15 protein-coding genes are annotated in these 17,930 nt (G+C 48.3%); 1 reads left to right on the forward strand and 14 read right to left on the reverse strand.

Features of this window, described 5'->3' with window-relative positions:
- Positions 1-248: 248 nt before the first annotated feature.
- From trpE to ACN4EG_RS11650, 14 genes are all read right to left on the reverse strand, one after another.
- Entirely contained in the window at positions 249-1,781 is a 1,533-nt protein-coding gene (gene trpE / locus ACN4EG_RS11585; RefSeq protein WP_431629596.1) for an anthranilate synthase component I, read from the reverse strand.
- 355 nt (positions 1,782-2,136) lie between these two features.
- Positions 2,137-2,559, reverse strand: coding sequence for a photosystem I reaction center subunit II PsaD (psaD, locus tag ACN4EG_RS11590; RefSeq protein ID WP_431629597.1), 423 nt, complete (start codon positions 2,557-2,559; stop codon positions 2,137-2,139).
- 281 nt (positions 2,560-2,840) lie between these two features.
- Positions 2,841-3,383, reverse strand: coding sequence for a cyclic nucleotide-binding domain-containing protein (locus ACN4EG_RS11595; protein WP_431629599.1), 543 nt, complete (start codon positions 3,381-3,383; stop codon positions 2,841-2,843).
- A 262-nt stretch (positions 3,384-3,645) separates the two neighbouring features.
- The gene (locus tag ACN4EG_RS11600; RefSeq protein ID WP_431629601.1) at positions 3,646-4,980 is read right to left on the reverse strand and encodes an MFS transporter; all 1,335 of its coding nucleotides are present in this window, start codon (positions 4,978-4,980) and stop codon (positions 3,646-3,648) included.
- Positions 4,981-5,924: 944 nt separating this feature from the next.
- The gene (gene proC, locus ACN4EG_RS11605; RefSeq protein WP_431629678.1) at positions 5,925-6,716 is read right to left on the reverse strand and encodes a pyrroline-5-carboxylate reductase; all 792 of its coding nucleotides are present in this window, start codon (positions 6,714-6,716) and stop codon (positions 5,925-5,927) included.
- A gap of 72 nt (positions 6,717-6,788) precedes the next feature.
- Positions 6,789-7,394 carry a cell division protein SepF gene (locus ACN4EG_RS11610; protein ID WP_431629603.1) on the reverse strand — a complete coding sequence of 202 codons (606 nt, stop codon included), beginning with the start codon at positions 7,392-7,394 and terminating at the stop codon, positions 6,789-6,791.
- A 1,002-nt stretch (positions 7,395-8,396) separates the two neighbouring features.
- Positions 8,397-9,152: a YggS family pyridoxal phosphate-dependent enzyme gene (locus tag ACN4EG_RS11615; RefSeq protein WP_431629605.1), complete on the reverse strand. Its 756-nt coding sequence runs from the start codon at positions 9,150-9,152 to the stop codon at positions 8,397-8,399.
- Between the two features lie 203 nt (positions 9,153-9,355).
- Complete coding sequence (gene pipX, locus ACN4EG_RS11620) at positions 9,356-9,622, reverse strand: transcriptional coactivator PipX (protein WP_431629607.1); 267 nt, start codon at positions 9,620-9,622, stop codon at positions 9,356-9,358.
- A 249-nt stretch (positions 9,623-9,871) separates the two neighbouring features.
- Positions 9,872-10,741 carry an alpha/beta fold hydrolase gene (locus tag ACN4EG_RS11625; protein WP_431629608.1) on the reverse strand — a complete coding sequence of 290 codons (870 nt, stop codon included), beginning with the start codon at positions 10,739-10,741 and terminating at the stop codon, positions 9,872-9,874.
- A 45-nt stretch (positions 10,742-10,786) separates the two neighbouring features.
- The gene (locus ACN4EG_RS11630) at positions 10,787-11,128 is read right to left on the reverse strand and encodes a DUF1815 family protein (RefSeq protein WP_431629610.1); all 342 of its coding nucleotides are present in this window, start codon (positions 11,126-11,128) and stop codon (positions 10,787-10,789) included.
- A gap of 564 nt (positions 11,129-11,692) precedes the next feature.
- Positions 11,693-11,914, reverse strand: a complete 222-nt coding sequence (locus ACN4EG_RS11635) for a DUF2839 domain-containing protein (RefSeq protein WP_431629612.1) — start codon at positions 11,912-11,914, stop codon at positions 11,693-11,695.
- Between the two features lie 111 nt (positions 11,915-12,025).
- The gene (locus ACN4EG_RS11640) at positions 12,026-13,543 is read right to left on the reverse strand and encodes an ATP-dependent DNA helicase (RefSeq protein WP_431629614.1); all 1,518 of its coding nucleotides are present in this window, start codon (positions 13,541-13,543) and stop codon (positions 12,026-12,028) included.
- Positions 13,544-13,666: 123 nt separating this feature from the next.
- On the reverse strand, positions 13,667-14,647 hold the full coding sequence (locus ACN4EG_RS11645) for a hypothetical protein (protein WP_431629615.1): 981 nt from the start codon (positions 14,645-14,647) through the stop codon (positions 13,667-13,669).
- Positions 14,648-14,778: 131 nt separating this feature from the next.
- Positions 14,779-15,378 (reverse strand): DUF1517 domain-containing protein, encoded by a 600-nt coding sequence (locus ACN4EG_RS11650; RefSeq protein WP_431629617.1) that lies wholly within the window; start codon positions 15,376-15,378, stop codon positions 14,779-14,781.
- Between the two features lie 450 nt (positions 15,379-15,828).
- Here ACN4EG_RS11650 and ACN4EG_RS11655 point away from each other — a divergent pair, with 450 nt between their 5' ends.
- Positions 15,829-17,682 carry an APC family permease gene (locus ACN4EG_RS11655; RefSeq protein ID WP_431629618.1) on the forward strand — a complete coding sequence of 618 codons (1,854 nt, stop codon included), beginning with the start codon at positions 15,829-15,831 and terminating at the stop codon, positions 17,680-17,682.
- Positions 17,683-17,930: the final 248 nt, after the last annotated feature.

Below are 17,930 nucleotides of genomic sequence, written 5' to 3' on the forward strand. Positions count from 1 at the left end.
TTGGCCCTAGTGCAAAGTAGTGGCGACCCTGGCTAGCCCGCGATTTTCTCAATCCAGGGGGGATCGGTCTACCACTACTCTTAAGATACAAGGGGGGATCGGATCTGTGGCATGGATGAATCCATTTGATACCACTGTCCTAAATCTATGGGCTATGGCTATATCCAGCCAGTAATCCACGCAACATTATCCCCTACATTACACAGCGAATCGCCTCCAGCATTGCCTGCGCTTTGCAACATTATCCCCTACATTACACAGCGAATCGCCTCCAGCATTGCCCGCGCTTTATTCAGCGTTTCCTCATACTCACTTTCCGGCACCGAGTCCGCCACCAAGCCAGCCCCCGCCTGCACACTCACCCGATGCTGACCATTCTCCAGCGGCTGCACAATCATGGTACGAATCGCGATCGCGCTATTCAGTTGCCCCTCAAAATCGTAGTAACCATACACCCCGGAATACACTCCCCGACGGCAAGGCTCTAAATCGTGAATAATTTGCATCGCCCGAATCTTGGGCGCACCACTCACCGTTCCCGCTGGGAAACAAGCTTTCAGCAAATCCCAAGCTGTTTTATCAGACCGTAAATCCCCAATCACATTACTCACAATATGCATTACGTGGGAATAGCGCTCAATGATCATCAACTCGTCCACCTTCACGCTTCCGTTAACGCAAACGCGACCGAGATCATTTCGGCCCAAATCCACCAGCATCACATGTTCCGCAACTTCCTTCGGATCGCTCAGCAAATCCTGCTCTAAGGCCAACTCTTCCTGGGGCGTTTTACCCCGCTTCCGCGTTCCGGCGATCGGACGTACCGTGGCAATTTTACGATCGCCCTCCGGCGCGTTTTCCGCCTTCACCATAATTTCTGGACTGGAACCAATAATCTGCCAATCGCCAAAATTAAAGTACGACATGTAGGGCGATGGATTAACCAGCCGCAACGATCGATACAAATTAAACGGATCACCCGAATAATCCGTAGACAACCGCTGGGAAATCACCACTTGGAAGATATCCCCAGCCTTAATATGTCCCTTGGCTTTCTCCACCGCCGCGCAGAAATTTTCCTGGGTAAAATTGCTCGTAATGGCAATCTCCTGGGCATTACTTCTAGCGTTGTTCGGTTTCCAATCGAAGCGTTTCGCTCGATCGGTCATAGGCGATTCTAACTTCTGAACCAGTTCCTTCACCCGATCGCAGGCTTTAGCATAGGCCGTTTGTAAATCGGTATTGGGGTCGCGCAAATCCGCATAGGCGATCGCCCACAGCTTCCGCTTCACCTGATCGAAAATCAATAAGCTATCGATCTGCATCCACAGACCATCGGGTAAATCCCCCTCCTGGGGCGGATAAATCGTAACCGTCGGTTCAATCCAATTAATTAACTCATACCCCCAAAAGCCAAACAGCCCCCCAATGCCCGGTGGCAATTCCGGCAACTTAACCGGCTGGAAGTCCGCCAAACAGGTAGATAATGCCGCAAACGGATCCCCCGTAAATTCATGCTGGGAGCCATCACGGTAGGTTTGTGTGGTTCTATCCCCCCGCGCTTCCATAATCCACAGCGGATCGCAGCCCAAAAAGCTGTAGCGACCGATGGTTTCGCCCCCTTCCACAGATTCCAACAGAAAGTTGTAGGGGCGATCGCTACAGACCCGATACCAAGCAGAAACGGGCGTATCCAAATCCGCGACCCACTCCTGGTACACGGGAACAAAATTACCTTGCTGAGCCAACTCAGAAAACTGATTAAAGTCAGGAAAAATCATGGGGTTTCTACTCAAGATCGATGAGACAGCAGAATGATGGAGATAGCAGATGGCAACTTGCAGCGAAAAACTATTGGGCGGCCTCCGCCCATCCTTTCCATCCGATCGTCCACAGATTCTGCATCACCCTAGTCATGATTACTGGAAAATTCTACTCTAACGATTGTACGAGTTAACGTCCCAGTTCCCTGAAAAATCTTCCTGGTTAGGCAGATTGATCACCCGTCAATTCATCGAATTAGACTTGATTTCGATCGTGCAAAAAAAATAGTAGAGACGCCCTAGGTGAGCATCTCTACTATCGTGCTAGTCTAGCTAGACTAATCGAACTAGACTAATCCGATCAAACCAGACATTACGGATCGATCGTCCGCTTGCCGCTGAACTTCAGCGTAGAAGGGTTGGGGTTAGAACCAATATTCCGAGGAACGTGGTTCACCATTTCCCGACCAGCATTCACCTTTTCAGGGAACACGCCATCGGCAGGGTGCAGATATTGGATCTCACCGTTGGGATAAACCCGGTAGATCTTGTAGTTCGTGATTTTAAACTTCGTCTTAAGTTGGGTGCCAAGCGCTAGGCAGTGCTCCTTACGAGCGAGGTATACCAGGTTCTCGCCCTCATGCATGGTTGCCGCACCACCTAAAGGCATTTCGAACACTTGGGACTTTTTACTTTCCCAGGTGATGGCATACTTTTCTTCAACCTCAGCCTTGGTCAGCAGGCCGCCGGTGCTGCCCGGAAAGATGGGCGCTTTTCCAGTAAGCGTTTCTGACATGGTTCTCTCTCTAAGAACATTTTCCGCAATTCTACCTTTCAGACTTCCCTGGTTTAGCGAGTTCGTTGGGATCTGTAACAGTTGTTAATACCTATTCGATTCCCAGACCAATTCGGGCCCATCCCCAAGCCCCCTAGATAGATCGTCACTCTATCTTCTTGGGGATCCAACAAACGATCGCACAATCCTATGACCTGATCCTGAGCACATCTGTGAGCGATTGAGGATCTGTGAATGAGTCCATTAGGCTCGACAATCTACCATCGTCGCTCAAGCTTGGGTTAATAGCCCCGAAGTCGTTTCACCAAGGTTTCTAGGCGATGACGCGCTTGCGGCAGTTTTGCGACCACCATGGGGCTGAGATCCCTAACCATGGGAATGGGTGAGTCCGGTACATATTCATTGCCGTAACCCATCATGCCTACCGTATTACGCATCCGATCGGCCAAAAAGAGGGCGATCGCTCGATAGAAGTGAGCAGCAAAGTCTCCATCTTCGTCCAGTTTGCGCTGCAAAGCTTCACGGGGAATGGCAAAGACCAAACTATCTCGCTCGGCTGTCACCGTTGCCATGGGCGGGCGGGTATCTAGAAAGGAAATTTCTCCCACCACATCCCCACTGGTCAATTGAGAAACTTGGATCCCTTGATGGGATTCTATAGAGACTTTGAGAAGACCACTGAGGACAATGTAAAACGCATCGATGGGGTAGCCTTCTTCAATCAGTTTAGTTCCTGCTGGAAGCTGCTCCTTACGCCCCACATACAGCATCCAATCCATATCGCTATCACTCAATTCTCCCAGCAAGAAGAAGATTTTTCGCATAGGGCTACCTCTGCGGTGCCAAAAAAAGACAACTATAAAGACAACTACGAAAAAGACAACTACAACGTGCAGCTACAACACATAGCCATTATGACGTGCAGATCTCTACACGCAGCCATAGCCTATGGTAGGTAGGTTTACAAACTGATGCCGTACTTGTCTTAAGTTTATCGAGAGTCATGGAAACGCCCGATATTTCATAGAAAATCTTCTGATTTGTCAGAGAAAGAGTTAATGGGTGAAGAATTTGGAGGAAATTTAATTATTTTTTGTCAAAAGCATAGATATCGGTACCTCCTTTGAGGGAGAAATGTAAGGAATGTGCCAAATCTTTGCTAGAAAGGGTCGTAAACAGCAGGAGGCCCACCATCGACAGACCTGCTGCAATGCCAAAGACCCCACGATATCCCACCCAATCCGCCAATCCGCCCACCAAAGGCCCTGCCAGAAAAACACCCAGGTCAAACCCTGCAATACAGAGGCTAAAAATCCGCCCCCGTTCTCCGGCCTGTGATCGATCGGCCAGCAACGCGATGGTAATAGGCAGCAGCGTCCCACCACCAATGCCTTCCAGCAGTCCTGCCAAAATGAATAAATCATTGCGGGGAGCAAGCCACAACAGCAACATGGCGCAGCAGTAGCAGATTAAGCCTAAAGTGATAAACCGCCCCCGGCCATAGCGATCGCTGTTGCGGCCCGCCAAAAATCGCATCAAAAAACTGGTGGTGGCTGCGGAGGTGTAAAAGGTGCCAGCGGTGACAGCAAGGTTGGTTTCTCGCAGGTACAAAGGCACAAAAATACTGAGAATCCCGAAAGCTACCCCTACAATCAACAGTGTCAATGTCGGGGTTCGCAGCCGATCGCTCCAAAGAATTTGCCAAAAAGGTTGATTGTGAGAAGCAGAATTGAAGCCAGATGAACTTGGGTAGGAGACAACTTGCAACGATTCTGGGCTGAATTGCCTAGGGGTAGAAGCGGGGCTGCTGGAGGGATGAATAACAGGAAGTGGCTGGGATTGGGCTTCAGGAACGCCCTGAATTGCCAACCCAAAGATCAAACTGATGGCGGCGATCGCACTAGCAGCCAAAAAACATAGGCTATATCCCCAGTGATGCAGCAACCAATCGCCCAACAACGGCCCCAGAGCCATCCCGATCGGCGTCACCAAAGTCATGTAGCCAATCACCTCACCTCGGCTCTGGGGCGGGGCAATGTCGGTGACGAGGGTGCTGTAGGCGGTAGTAAAGGCCGCAATACTGAGCCCATGAAATACCCGCACCAGCAAAAGGATTTCCCGAGGCTGGGTCAAGAAATATCCTAACGGGGCGATCGCAGCGGCCACAATACCAATCAGAAGAACAACCTTCCGGCCTCGACGATCGGCCAATCGTCCCATTTGTGGACGGAAAAGCAATAGGCCAACAGCAAAGGCAGCCATAACAATACCGATTTCTTGAGCCGTTGCACCGTTATCGCGGATATACAGCGGCAAGACAGGCAGCAGGCTAGCCATGCACATCCAAAATAACAATCCACAGGCAAATAATGCCCCTAGACTACGGCGAATAGAAGACGAAAGCTGCTCGATCGCACCCATAGTAAAAACACAAGTTCAGTGCAGGAGGTTAGACAGAAGCTCTAGGATAGCAACTAAACTTAACCCTTGACCGGCCCGTGCTAGATGAAACCCAGGATGGCAATTGATAGCAATTTATATCGGAGAAAAATGTACAGCAGAATTGTACTGGGCACAATTTTAGTTAACCCATTTTAGTTAACCTATTTTAGTTAACCCATAGGTTTGACTGTACTGGAGACAATCCCGTTTAGTCACCGGAATTGATCTAGGAATGAATGATAAATGAATTAACATCCAGATCAAGCCTAGGGCAAAATTAAATTACAATGAAATCTTAAATAGCAATGAAATCGAATTGAGATTGTAGTAAATTACGACTCAATATTGAATTTCGATCGAACACAACCAGATCAACTTAACAATGCTGGAAGAAATATTTACTCAAGACAACACCACACCGCAAAACAAATTCGTAAAAAATTAAGTCCAAGCCATACAACGATGACTTGGACTCAGTTTTGATATTCCAGCCTTATATAAAAATGCAGTCTTAAAACTACAACTTGGCCAGAGGTTTTAATCAAGAAAACTAACTTTTTTGCTATCTGATTTCAGAGTAATGGGAAGCCAATCGAGGTTGTTGAAATCTATACATAACTTTATACAACCTGTTAGCTTCCGTTACAGAGGGGACGCCTATCCTCAGGTTTTATTTTTCGCTCACAATGATTAAATCTATCATCGTGAATCTATCCTCATATTTGTCAAAGCAGCATGATTCTAAATGGATTCTAGAATGTATTCTACAATGCAGTTTTAAACTACAGTTTTAGCATCCATTGTGCAATTAACTGAATTAACAATGTGTCACTAAAACCGTGGGCTTGCAACAGACAAAAACCGTGGGCTTGCAAAAATTAGGATGCTAAAATTGCGAACTCAGCAATCTGAACTGAGCAATTCTACCGATCTCCTAACTCTTTGGAACGATTTGCGGCTACACAAACCGCTTCAATTAACGCCGATCGCAGTCCTTGTTTTTCTAATTGGGCAATGCCAGCAATCGTTGTTCCCCCTGGGCTAGTCACGCGATCCTTTAATTCTCCGGGATGCAACCCTGACTCTTGTAACAATTGTGCCGTTCCCAACACGGTTTGAATGGCTAATTGCAGTGCAATCGATCGAGGCAGTCCTGCGACCACTCCGCCATCGGCCAAAGCTTCAATCACCAACGCAACATAACCTGGCCCAGACCCCGATAAACCGGTTACCGCATCCATCAGCGTCTCCGGGACTTCAATGACACTGCCCACGGTCTCCAAAATTTTCTGGGCTTGTTCCACATGGTGCGCTTGGGCATGCTGTCCACGGGCGATCGCCGTTATCCCAGCCCCCACTTGCGCAGGGGTATTCGGCATGGCCCGCAGAATGGGTTGATTCAGGAAAGCCGTTTCTAACTGTGCAATCGAAGTCCCCGCCAGAATCGACACCAGCACCGCCGTCGAAGTTTGCAGCGTGCTTTGCAGTTCCATTGCTACCTGCGGAAAAATTTGGGGCTTAATTGCTAGCAAAATGACATCACTAGCTTGGGCCGCTTGGGTGTTCTCTGAAGTGACTTGAACCCCGTATTGAGACTGCAAAAAATGACGTCGATCGAAGTTCGGTTCACTGACCAAAACTTCGATCGGCTGATAAATGGACTTCATAATTAAGCGGGATATGAGCGCTTCGCCCATGACCCCGCCTCCAATCATGCCTAATTTAACCAAGTTCGTCTCACTGAATAACAACTCTAAGTTACTGCATCAAGAGCAACTTAGCCACTATTACTGTACCATGCGAACTTGTTCAGTAGCCCAAGAGGGAGCCGCTGTTGTTGCGGGACGAGCAGGCCGTGCCGGTTGGGGCTGAGGCACTTCATGAATAACCCCGGATTGGGTGCTGACCTGGACGCAACTGGGGGTAAAGAGGAAAATACTCTCACCAATGCGTTCTTGGTGTCCATCGATCGCGTAGGTACCACCCGCCACAAAATCTACAGCTCGTTGCGCTTGGTCAGGGTCCATGATGGTGAGATTAAGAACCACGGACTTGCGCTCACGCAGGGCTTGGATAACCTGAGGCATTTCTTCAAAGGAACGAGGCTCCATCACAACAACCTCAGAGATTCCATTTGCAGCACCCGGCATACCAATTACATTACCCATAGGGACTGTTGCGGCAGAAGGAGGAGTAGCAGATTCAGAACTGGACAAGGAAGAACGATCGCGAAAACGGCGACGAGCGCGAGAATCTTCATCTTGACCAGAAGCGACATTTTCTTCCTGGTAAAGATCTTGGTACTCTTGCCCATCCATTTCGTCGTACTCGTACTCGTAATCCATGGATTCGTTAAAACCAACAAAGTCACGAAGCTTACCGAAGATACCCATTATTCACACTCCATTACAACCAGAAACCACAGGGAAAGCACGTTTATCCATTAAACCGATGCAAATCTGTATCAACAGATACATCAACAATTAAAATTTAAGAGGGAATACCCAAAACATGGAACACACTGCATCTCAAATCAATAGTCAGACCCCAGATATCTTTTATAGATGCACACCTGACCTGATTGAGGAGTAGATTATATTGCCGCTGAATACTTCAGAATCGAGTCGTGTAGGACAAAACAACTGAGTATTTACCGTGCGTTAAATTTATACCTTACCTCAGGGGTTTGATCAATCCGTTATATGCCCATTGACAATTTCTTGAAAACCTGATTTTGCAAGTTGTTCAGAAAAGCTATTAAGCAAATTTAGGCCAATCATTCAACTAGGTCAAACATGTGCAGCAATTGCTTTACAAATAGCAACAAACCAGCATCCAACCATCTAAGCGAGATGAAATGCAAGCGTACTAGTCAGCCCCCCTTGAAACAAAAAAATGAATGATAACGTTCAACTGCATTTTTACCTTCAAGAATATGATTCAATAGCACTTTAACTATTTATTTAGAATGCTACGAATTGTAGTCTTGGAGGAGGAAGAAGAGAAGGCAAAACTCACAATTGAACCAGCTACTAAGAAGATGTATCCACAGATCCTTAGGTTCTAACCGGAAGAGCGATCGACAAATTAATATAAATTTTGCCGGGGCAGATCAGCTTACAGAAACCGTGATACTCACTCAATTCATTAAATTCAAGAACCAATGACTTGATTGATGACGGTGGAATACATTGCTGAATCGTGAGCTAAACGTGATTTGAACAATCCCAACGTATCGACTCAAATGGGGAACAATGGTGCACTCCAGGAATCGGTTGGGCGTTGTGGACAACAATCTAGCACAAAAATTTCGAATGATCTACTATATGTGGAACTTTTTCGGATATTTTTTTGAAACGTACACCAGAGGTAGTGTCATCAGCGAAGGTAAGGGTCTAGGATACCCGTGACGATCGCGCACCGAAGAGGATTTGACCAGGCCGAATCATTGTAGCGCCAGATGCGATCGCCAACTGATAATCATCAGACATTCCCATAGAAAGTTCCTGGAGATGCAAGCGCGACCAGGCTTGTTGATTCACCACATTGGCCAAATCACGGGCCTGTCGGAAAAACTGGCATAACTCCGATTCCGACAATCCTAGCGGCGGAATGACCATCAGTCCAGCGATGCGAACATGCTGAAGTTGATTGAGTTGCGGGAGGTCAGCCAACAATTGTTCAATACTCCAGCCAGATTTATTGGGATCGGAGCGTAATTTAACCTGGAGGCACAACTGGGGGGGGTGTGCCAATGGGAGGGCTAATCGATCGATGCGCTCTGCCAATTTCAGGTTATCCACCGAATGAATCCACTGAAATAGCTCTAGGGCCTTAGCCACTTTGTTGCTTTGCAAATGGCCAATGAAATGCCATGTCACATCCTGGAGGTCAACCAATTCTGCTTGTTTTTGAGCAGCTTCTTGAACCCGACTTTCCCCAAAGTGGCGCAGTCCGGCTGCATAGGCTGCTCGCATCTGTTCCACCGATGCTTGTTTGGTAACTGCAATCGTGGTGACGTTGGCAGGAATGCTTTGTTGAAATTGGCAAATGTGATGGACTAGACAGTCAAAGGCGATCGGCTCCATTTTGATTGAGCAAGTGAATTGATAGGGAATTGAGATGGAGGGGACATATTGAGGGGGGGGCATAGAGTGCCATGAGATGCAAGGCAGACTAATGCCAGCAACGTCCCCATAACAATATCTCTGTAACAGTGGCCCCGTAACGTAACAAGGGTCTTCGTAACAAGGGTCTCCGTAGCAATATCTCTGTAACAGTAGCCCTGTAAAAGTGGCACCGTAACAGCAATATCTAGCATGAGAGCGACAGCACAGCTAGGATTCAGGCATTACTAAAATGTCTGACGATGAACAGCCAGAAGCTGGGTATATTCCTGCGATGTTCCCTGACGACGCAGCAATCGCATACGGTTCTCGACCAGAATTTTGGCATCTGCTCGAGTAATCGAGTTAAATTGCAAGCCCCCAGAGTCGTTGCTGACGAGAAAGAAGAGTCTCTGGGCATACAACGTGGTAAATAGCTCTTGGTGCTCTTCAATCAAACAAACTCGAAACAGCAGGCCGAACGTAGGATGGTTAAGATAGGATTCAATGTCCATTCAAGGATGTAATCGCAAAAGGGTGAGTGCCGAAAGGACAGTTACTACCGTAACCGTTTTCGATCGAAAACGTAAAAATTGTAGATAAAAAACGCACAAATGCTTAGCTAATTTGACCGATAGTCGGGAAATTGAACCCGTGGAATTCCCTATCCCATCCTCCACAGGAAATAGTCAACTTAAATAGCTGAGCACTTTTCAGACTCCTGATCCCCGCCATTCTCCAAAGAGTTTTAGACCTGTTAAGCATTAGGGTGCAGTTGGGGCCAGCAGAAAGGCCAAGAGTTCTCGGTTTACGGTCTGAGGAGCTTCCTGTTGAATCCAATGGCCACAGTTAGGCACAAATTTGAGCTGAAAGGGCGCAATCACCGCTTTTCGCAAATCCTCAGCTAACGATCGGCTCAAAACGGCGTCCTCATCGCCCCACAGAACCAAAGTGGGTGCGGTAATGAGGTGGGGATCAGCCACCCAACCTTTGATCCAAGGCATGGGAGAGAGCAGTTGACGGTAATAGTTTAGGGCAGCCCCGATCGCCCCCGGTTTCTCGAGAGCCGCTTCATACATTTTGGCATTTTCCTGGGTGAAAACCCCTTTGCGAACCGCAAGCCCTCGAAAAACACTGCGAACAAACTCCGGAAGATTATTTTGGATTAGCCATTCTGGCAATCCAGGAATTTGGAAGGCAAACAGATACCAACTCCGCTGAAGTTGATCTAGGTTACTTGCAAGGTACGGCAAAAAGCGTTGAGGATGGGGCGCACTCAAAATCGCTAAACGTTCTAAGGACTGGGGAAATTGTTGGGCAAAGTTCCACGCGATCGCCCCACCCCAGTCATGACCAATCACATGGGCACGGCCATACCCCAAGGTTTGAACTAATCCCTGAATGTCCGCCGTTAGTGTGGCGAGATCGTAACCACTATCGGGTTTATCAGAATCGTTGTATCCCCGTAAATCTGGCACAACCACCCGAAAGTGTTGGGCTAAAGCAGGAATCTGGTATCTCCAGGAATACCAAAATTCAGGAAAGCCGTGCAAAAGCACAACGAGAGGGCCGTCTCCCTGAGTTACACAGTGGAGACGGATCCGATTAGTCTCAATAAATTGATGATGCCACACGAGATGATTCCAATAAACAACCCGTGCGATCGTGATTGAGAAGGCCTAAATAGAAGCTCCAACCAGTAGAGGCTCTGCGGACTGCACTGGAAACTTAATCAGGTCAGCTAACTCCTGAAGCTGACTAATCGCTTCCGCCCCTTCTAGCTTCATCAGTTCCCGATCGTCCCGCATCTCAGTCCAAGTGATGCCATAGTCTGATACGAGGAACCGAATTAAGTGATTTTCGCCCAAGCTCACCATAAAGGAGGCACTATTCATCTCACCGCCACAGGTATAGCAGGATGCTAAGTAGCCGCGGTTCTCTAGAACGATCGCCAGTGCTTGGAGGTTCATCACAAGATCCTGGACGAATTGACGATGTTGATCTGCAAGTCTTGTGAACACAGTGGGACTCCATTCACCACTAACAATTCTAAAACTTTTCTTAAGACTCTCACTCTAACCTGAGAATCAATCTATTGAACTCCGTGGATGAATAAAAGTAAGGTTAAAAATATTACCAACCTAAGTGACCTATATCCTAACGCTATCCGGATAAAATGTGACGTAGTAAATATAACAAATCCGCGAAAAGCAGCTTGAAGCTAGGATTAGACAAGTTTTAGCTAACTTCACACTCCTATCCAGCCCCCTTCAGTAGTTCTTATTACCATCAGTTTTAGTAATGAACTACATAGGTAATTCTGATAGGTGATCGTGATGGATGCGGCCCTGCCAATCCCACAATCCCAGCATGCATTGCTCTCCTCAAACCGTGCTCTCAGGCTATGGTCGCAGACCGTGCTCTTAGGCCACAATCATGCCTACCCGGAATCATGCCCGCAATCAATGCTGTGAGTACAGACAAAGACATCAAAAAGCGGGGCATACGTGCACGCATACCCCTGCTCTTTAAAGCAATTACAGAGTTGTCTACTCCGTTTATGGTTCAGTACGCAAGCCAATTGGCTATTGCAGACCCGCTAGCTGCCACCAACCGAACGCTGGGCCAATAAAGCGAATGGTGACCCATCCCGCCACTAGAAGACCAATGCCGATCCAGGCTCCTGTTGTTGTAATCCGATTAAATTGTTCCGCTTGGGACTTAGTAACAGGCAACCAAGGCAGAAAGCGTTCTTCTTTACCGTAATTTTCTCCAAGGGTTTCTTTACGCCGTTTTGAATCACCCATTTGAATCACCCGTCGGTTTCTTTGAAAGTTCACTGAAGGTCTAATAATTGTCCATTATCCCGCACGGACTGATTCCTAGAGCCTGTCGATTCCAGAGTTCGATCGGCCCACTTAAGCACCCAGAGTTTCTTCGTCCCACGGCGTTTCCAGATAACTGATGCGGGCAAAGGGGCTCAACGCCGCTAAAACCTGCTGTCCATAGCTACGGTGTAGGACGCGGCTGTCAAGCAAAGCAACCAATCCTTGGGCATCCCGAATGGGGGCGATCGCCCGCTGAAGTTCCATCAGTGCAGTGGGCAAGAGGTAGAGCCGGAACCAATCCTGACGATTTTTTTTGTAATAGTTAACGCGACCCGCCACTAAGGGGTGCTCAAGGGAGGGAATGGGCAGTGTAGCGATCGCCATACAAGCAGGGGATGGTAAGACCTGTTGCTGGGTTCGCCAAAACTCCCAGCCACAGACCAAAATGCTGTATTGATCCAGACTCGTCCGCTCGACTTGAACCCGAGAGCCAAATTCAGCAGCTAAGACCGATCCCACCTGGTTGCGAAGAGGGGTATCTCCTACTAGCACAACGGCAGGCCCTTGGGGAGCATGACTCAAGAGATAGCGAAGTTCTTGGAGAAGACTGGCTTGGAACTGGGGCGTATTGGGCATCGGCACGCCCTCCGGTTGATAGAGTTGCACGATCGCTTCCTGCCGATCGGGGGAAAACTTAAGACAGGTTAGATCCCCAAGACCCACGGTTTGCCGATAGATCGTTGCTTCCGTTTCTAAATCTAAGGCACTACCAATCAAGACGGTCGGCTGGGTCAACCACAGAGAATTCAGGAAAGATCCCACTTCCGTAGGGCTACTGTGTAGAGAGAAGGTGCCTTGGGTTCGGTGGATCGTGGCCCAAACCAAGCGGTTGCTCTGGTGCAGTTGTTCAAAAAAGAGTTGCCAGGAGGGAGGCAGAGTAGGCTGGGAAACTTTAACCAGCCGCTGGAGATCCTGAAGGAGAGATCGTTCGGTATCGTCCATCAAATAGCACTCGTAGGGAGTGGCAGGTCGATGGAAAATCGATCGAGTTAAGCCCACCCGAATATCACGAATCACATCAATCTGGCTGGGGATCGCTAACATTAAGCTGTCCCATTCAGTGACTGGAAGGTGGCTGGTCAAGACTTGGCGAGCCCAAGTCTCCAAATCATCGACACCGTCCATGACGGTGGAAATTCCAATGGGAAATCGGCCCTCATGGTAAAGACGATCGCGCAGCCAAGATTCTGGCGTGGTTAACAAAATCCCTTCAAAGTTTCCACTGGGCCAGCGATCGCCGACCTGAATGGATTTAGGTTGAGCCATCCATTGCTGGAGCCGAGGTAACTCTGTTTGCAGCAACGGTTGATGCAGTCGCTCAGGCGTGACCAACAAAACGGGGCCTTTCCAGATCAACAATGGCAACAGATAACTCAACCGATAGGGAGCAGGAAACCCGGTCGTTGTTCCCGTTTGGATCAGGGCACTTCTCCCTAAACGCAGCGCACGAGCCACCAATCTTGCCATCGTCAGATGGTGAGCCCAGTGGGGTTCTCGCTGCTCTCGCAGAAAGGCTCGCAATTGCTGATGAACCTCGGCTTCGATCACACGGTTTTACTTAGAGGGTGAAAGGTTATTTGATCATTGTGGCACAGCGTTTATGAGGAAATTAGAAACCCTACAGAAGATCCTGATTTTTGCTGAATCTATTCCAATAGGTCATCGCTTAGGTCATCGACGACTCCGACGACTGCCAAAGGACGATCGGGAACGAGAAGCCCCTGATCCCAAGGAACGAGATCGATTGCTACTGCCAAAACTACTACTCGATCGCCTTGGGGCAGTTTGGCGAGAAGGCTCAAGATTACTGGAACCATAGCCAGATCCCGTCGATCGATCGCGATTTTCCAACGATCGATTGGGAGAACTTAAACGATTAGGAGAGCTCACCCGATTTGGGGAACTGGCAGAATTACTGGGAACGCTGATCCGTCCAGTGCTGCGAAAGTTGGTACGATTGCGCACCGCAACAGGATCCTGTTGATAGCGATCGCGGTAACTGCGGACAGCGTCATTCGCACTCAAACCATAGCCACCGTAACCCGTCATGGCAATGCCTGGTTGATATTGGGGCGGCATGTAATGTTGGGGACGGAAGAGCATATTCCCGATCGCCTGCCCCGCCAAGTTTCCAGCTAAGCTTCCGGCAAAGGGACTCCAAAAGTTCGACTCCCTTTGCACAACGACGGTTTCAGTGCGCCCTGTATTGGGATTAGTTTGCTGTTCAGTGACACTATGGATGTATTGAATTTTGAAGTCTTCCGTTAAGTAGAGGGCTGGTTGCCCGTTTTCCACCTTGAGGAAGCTTTTCTCACCGGCTTTGATTTGCTCATCGGTCAGCCGTGCCATGGGGACATTCTCGAGTTGCAGTGCTGAACTATATCCCTGGGGTGCATTCAGCACCATCACACCATAACGACCATCAACATCGTTATAAGTTGCCTGTTGTAAGGGATATTGGCCATCCGGCAGCATCCGTTGGTTTTGCAGTGTGGGTTGACTTGTGCCATTTGAGTTAGCCGATCGCACTTCCCTAGATTGATTGGCCGGTTGATTGGCTTGGGGGGACGATTGATTTAGGTCAGCATCACAGCCGATCGTAATGCTGCCAAACAAAATAATCAGGGAGAAAAGAACAAATCTACGAAACATGGTGTTCTCTGAAAAAATATTTTCGAACAAAGGAATAGAGGGGATAGCAGCAGCTTAGAGTCTTGCAACTGTTTAAGTCTTTGGCACCCAGCCCAGTAACCAACAACATCACCTTTAAAGCGACGGCACCTTTAAAGTGGAATCAACTCTGGAAATTGTTGCAAAACGTGGTCATCCGTCAGTTCGTCCCCAACTTGAGCGGGCGAGAAATGAACTTGGATAGCCCGAAGGCGATTCTGTTCGACTAAGTTTGTCAAACTGAGTAAGCCTTGTTTCAATGCATTCAAATCGGCGAGATCCGTTTCCAGATGCGGATCTTCTCCCTCAAAGGCGACGGTAATCATCACCACTAAATTGTGGCTAATCGGTAAAGACAGGGGATTGTTATCGGACAAGTCTTCAGGTGGTAAGTCACTTAAGTACCGTTGGGCTGAATCCATAAATAACTCGTTAACAAACTGTTCTGCTTCACCCTCCGACCTAAAGACTTCACCTTCGTTAGCCGCTGCATACCAATAGGTTTGATGTTGCAGCAGGCTCTGGCAAATTTGGATCAAACCCTTGCCCAAGACTGCCAAATCCCCCTCTGCAAAGGCCGCATCTCGTCCCGTTTGGTTCAACACCCCCAGCAAGGGTGCAACTTCTTGCCCTTTGAGATGGATAAATAACCGACAAACGACCAAGCGATCGTGGCCTGTGAAGGGATTCAAGCGTTCGTGCCAGGAATTCATTGCAAACTTTTATCCTGCTAGTTATTGATCAGGTTACTTGCGTATTGAGTCACGTCTTACGTGCTAGCCGCGTTTTGAGCCGCGTCTGACGGATTGATTGCAGCAATGGCCATCAACCCGTCATACCAGCAGTGTAGATCTCGCTTAGGGGAATGACCATAGCGGCTAAACGAACCAGCCGTTCGGACAATTTCAGTCCCCCAGTGTCTTCCTACAAATCATGAACTTTTGTCGATGGGGTTCAAAGTAAGTGATATCTAGAGAAATACCGTCATGCAATGGGGCCGATCTCAACTCCAGTTTCGCCTAAACAAGAAGGGGAACTGACCGAAGATTGAGCAACTCATGGCACAATTTCTCTTCATTCACTTCACCTACTTTTCAGAACCTATGCCCATTTGCACCCTACACACTGATTTCGATCGATTTATCGGTGGTTGAGAGATTGATATGACATTTTCACAATTCAAGCGGTTACTGGTGGGGGAAACCCTCCCAACCAGTGCCCATACGGAAGAACGCTTAACCAAAGCCGCAGCCTTGGCTGTTTTATCTTCCGATGCCCTCTCATCCGTAGCCTATGCGACCCAGGAAACCCTGCTGGTCTTAATGGCTGCGGGAACCAGTCGCCACGTTTTAGGCTGGTCTTTGCCCATCGCCCTCGCGATCGTCACTTTGTTGATTATCGTCATAGTGTCCTACCGTCAAACTATTCGGGCCTATCCCCAAGGGGGCGGATCCTACATTGTGGCGCGGGAAAACTTGGGACTCTATCCCGGCCTGATTGCTGGAGCCTCGTTAATGATTGACTACATCTTGACGGTGGCAGTCAGTGTTTCGGCAGGTATTGATAATTTAGTTTCTGCCTTGCCCACGCTACGTCCCTTCACAGTGGATCTATGCCTGGTATTTATCTTTCTACTGATGATTGCCAATCTGCGGGGGGTCAAGGAATCGGGACGAATTTTTATGGTGCCGACCTATGCCTTTATTGGGAGTATTTTTCTGCTGCTGGGAATGGGATTTTTGAATCAACTGACTGGAAATATCACGTCTGTGCCTTCCCCAGCAGAATCTATTCACCATGTGGGCGAAGAACTGAGTTTATTCTTGGTGCTGCGGGCATTTGCGGCGGGATGTACTGCTCTGACTGGGGTCGAGGCAATTTCTGATGGGGTTCTCGCCTTTAAACCACCAGAATGGAAAAATGCAAGGCAAACGTTGTTAGCCTTGGGGATTATTCTCGGCGTAATGTTTTTAGGAATTACCTACCTTGCGAACCTCTATCAAGTGGTTCCCTCAGACAATGGCGAAACGGTGCTTTCAATTCTCAGTCGGCACATTGTAGGCACCAATTTTCTCTACTACTTTATTGTCCTCTTCGCGACGCCAACCATTCTGTTATTGGCCGCTAATACGAGCTATGCAGATTTCCCCCGTCTTTGCTACTTCCTAGCACGGGATGGATTTTTACCTCGACAGTTGTCGCTGTTGGGCGATCGCCTGGTTTATTCCAATGGAATCCTATTACTCAGCTTGTCGGCAGCATTATTGGTGATTGTGTTTAAAGGAGATACCACTGCCATCATTCCACTGTATGCCGTGGGAGTCTTTACCTCCTTTACCCTGTCCCAAGCGGGCATGGTACGCCATTGGTTTAAAGAACAATCAAAGGGTTGGCAGGCCAGTGCTTGGATTAATGGCATTGGAACTTTGGCAACATTATTGGTGTTGGAGATCGTCATTTGGACAAAATTTGCCCTAGGGGCATGGGTAGTCGTGTTTGCCATTCCCTGCCTCGTCATCTTTTTTGGCAGTATTCATCGCCATTACCGTTACGTGGCAGATAAGTTGAGTTTGACCACCATCACCCCCAAGCAATATGTTGCCAAGCCTGCCACAACTACAGTGTCCCATCCCGCGATCGTGGTGGTGGGGCAAGTGCATCGCGGGACGATCGAAGCTCTGGACTACGCGCGAGGCATTGCCGATAAGATTGTGGCCGTTCACGTAGACATCGGGGGCGACAACGAGAAGTTTCAACGGGATTGGCAAGCCTTTGCACCAGATATTCCCCTCAAAGTCCTCCCTTCACCCTACCGATCGGTCGTGGAACCGATCGTGGATTATGTGCGGGATTTTGAGGCGCGCTATCCCGACGTCTTAACCACCATTATTATTCCGGCCTTTGTTACTCGACGCTGGTGGGAAGAACTGCTACACAACCAAACCACACTGTTTTTAAAAAATGCTCTTCGAACGAAGAAGAGTCGCGTCATTACTACAGTTCGCTATTACCTGTAGTCAACCGAATCGTTAGTCAATTGAACGAGTGACGGATGGCTAGATCTGGAAAGCTTGTCAGAGATAACGTGAATTCGAGGAGCTTGTATAGTTAAAAATTTTCTAGTACAACACCCGCCAATTCATTGTGAAGCGACAGGCCAACTGCTTCAATCGTTGCAACAAAACACGAGAAAAAAGGAGGCTAAAGTAGCCTCCTTTTGATTACTGCGAGTCACTCTCTATCCGAGCAAAGAACTCGCTGATTA

The organism is Alkalinema pantanalense CENA528, assembly GCF_050753345.1.
Taxonomy (GTDB): domain Bacteria; phylum Cyanobacteriota; class Cyanobacteriia; order Leptolyngbyales; family Leptolyngbyaceae; genus Alkalinema; species Alkalinema pantanalense.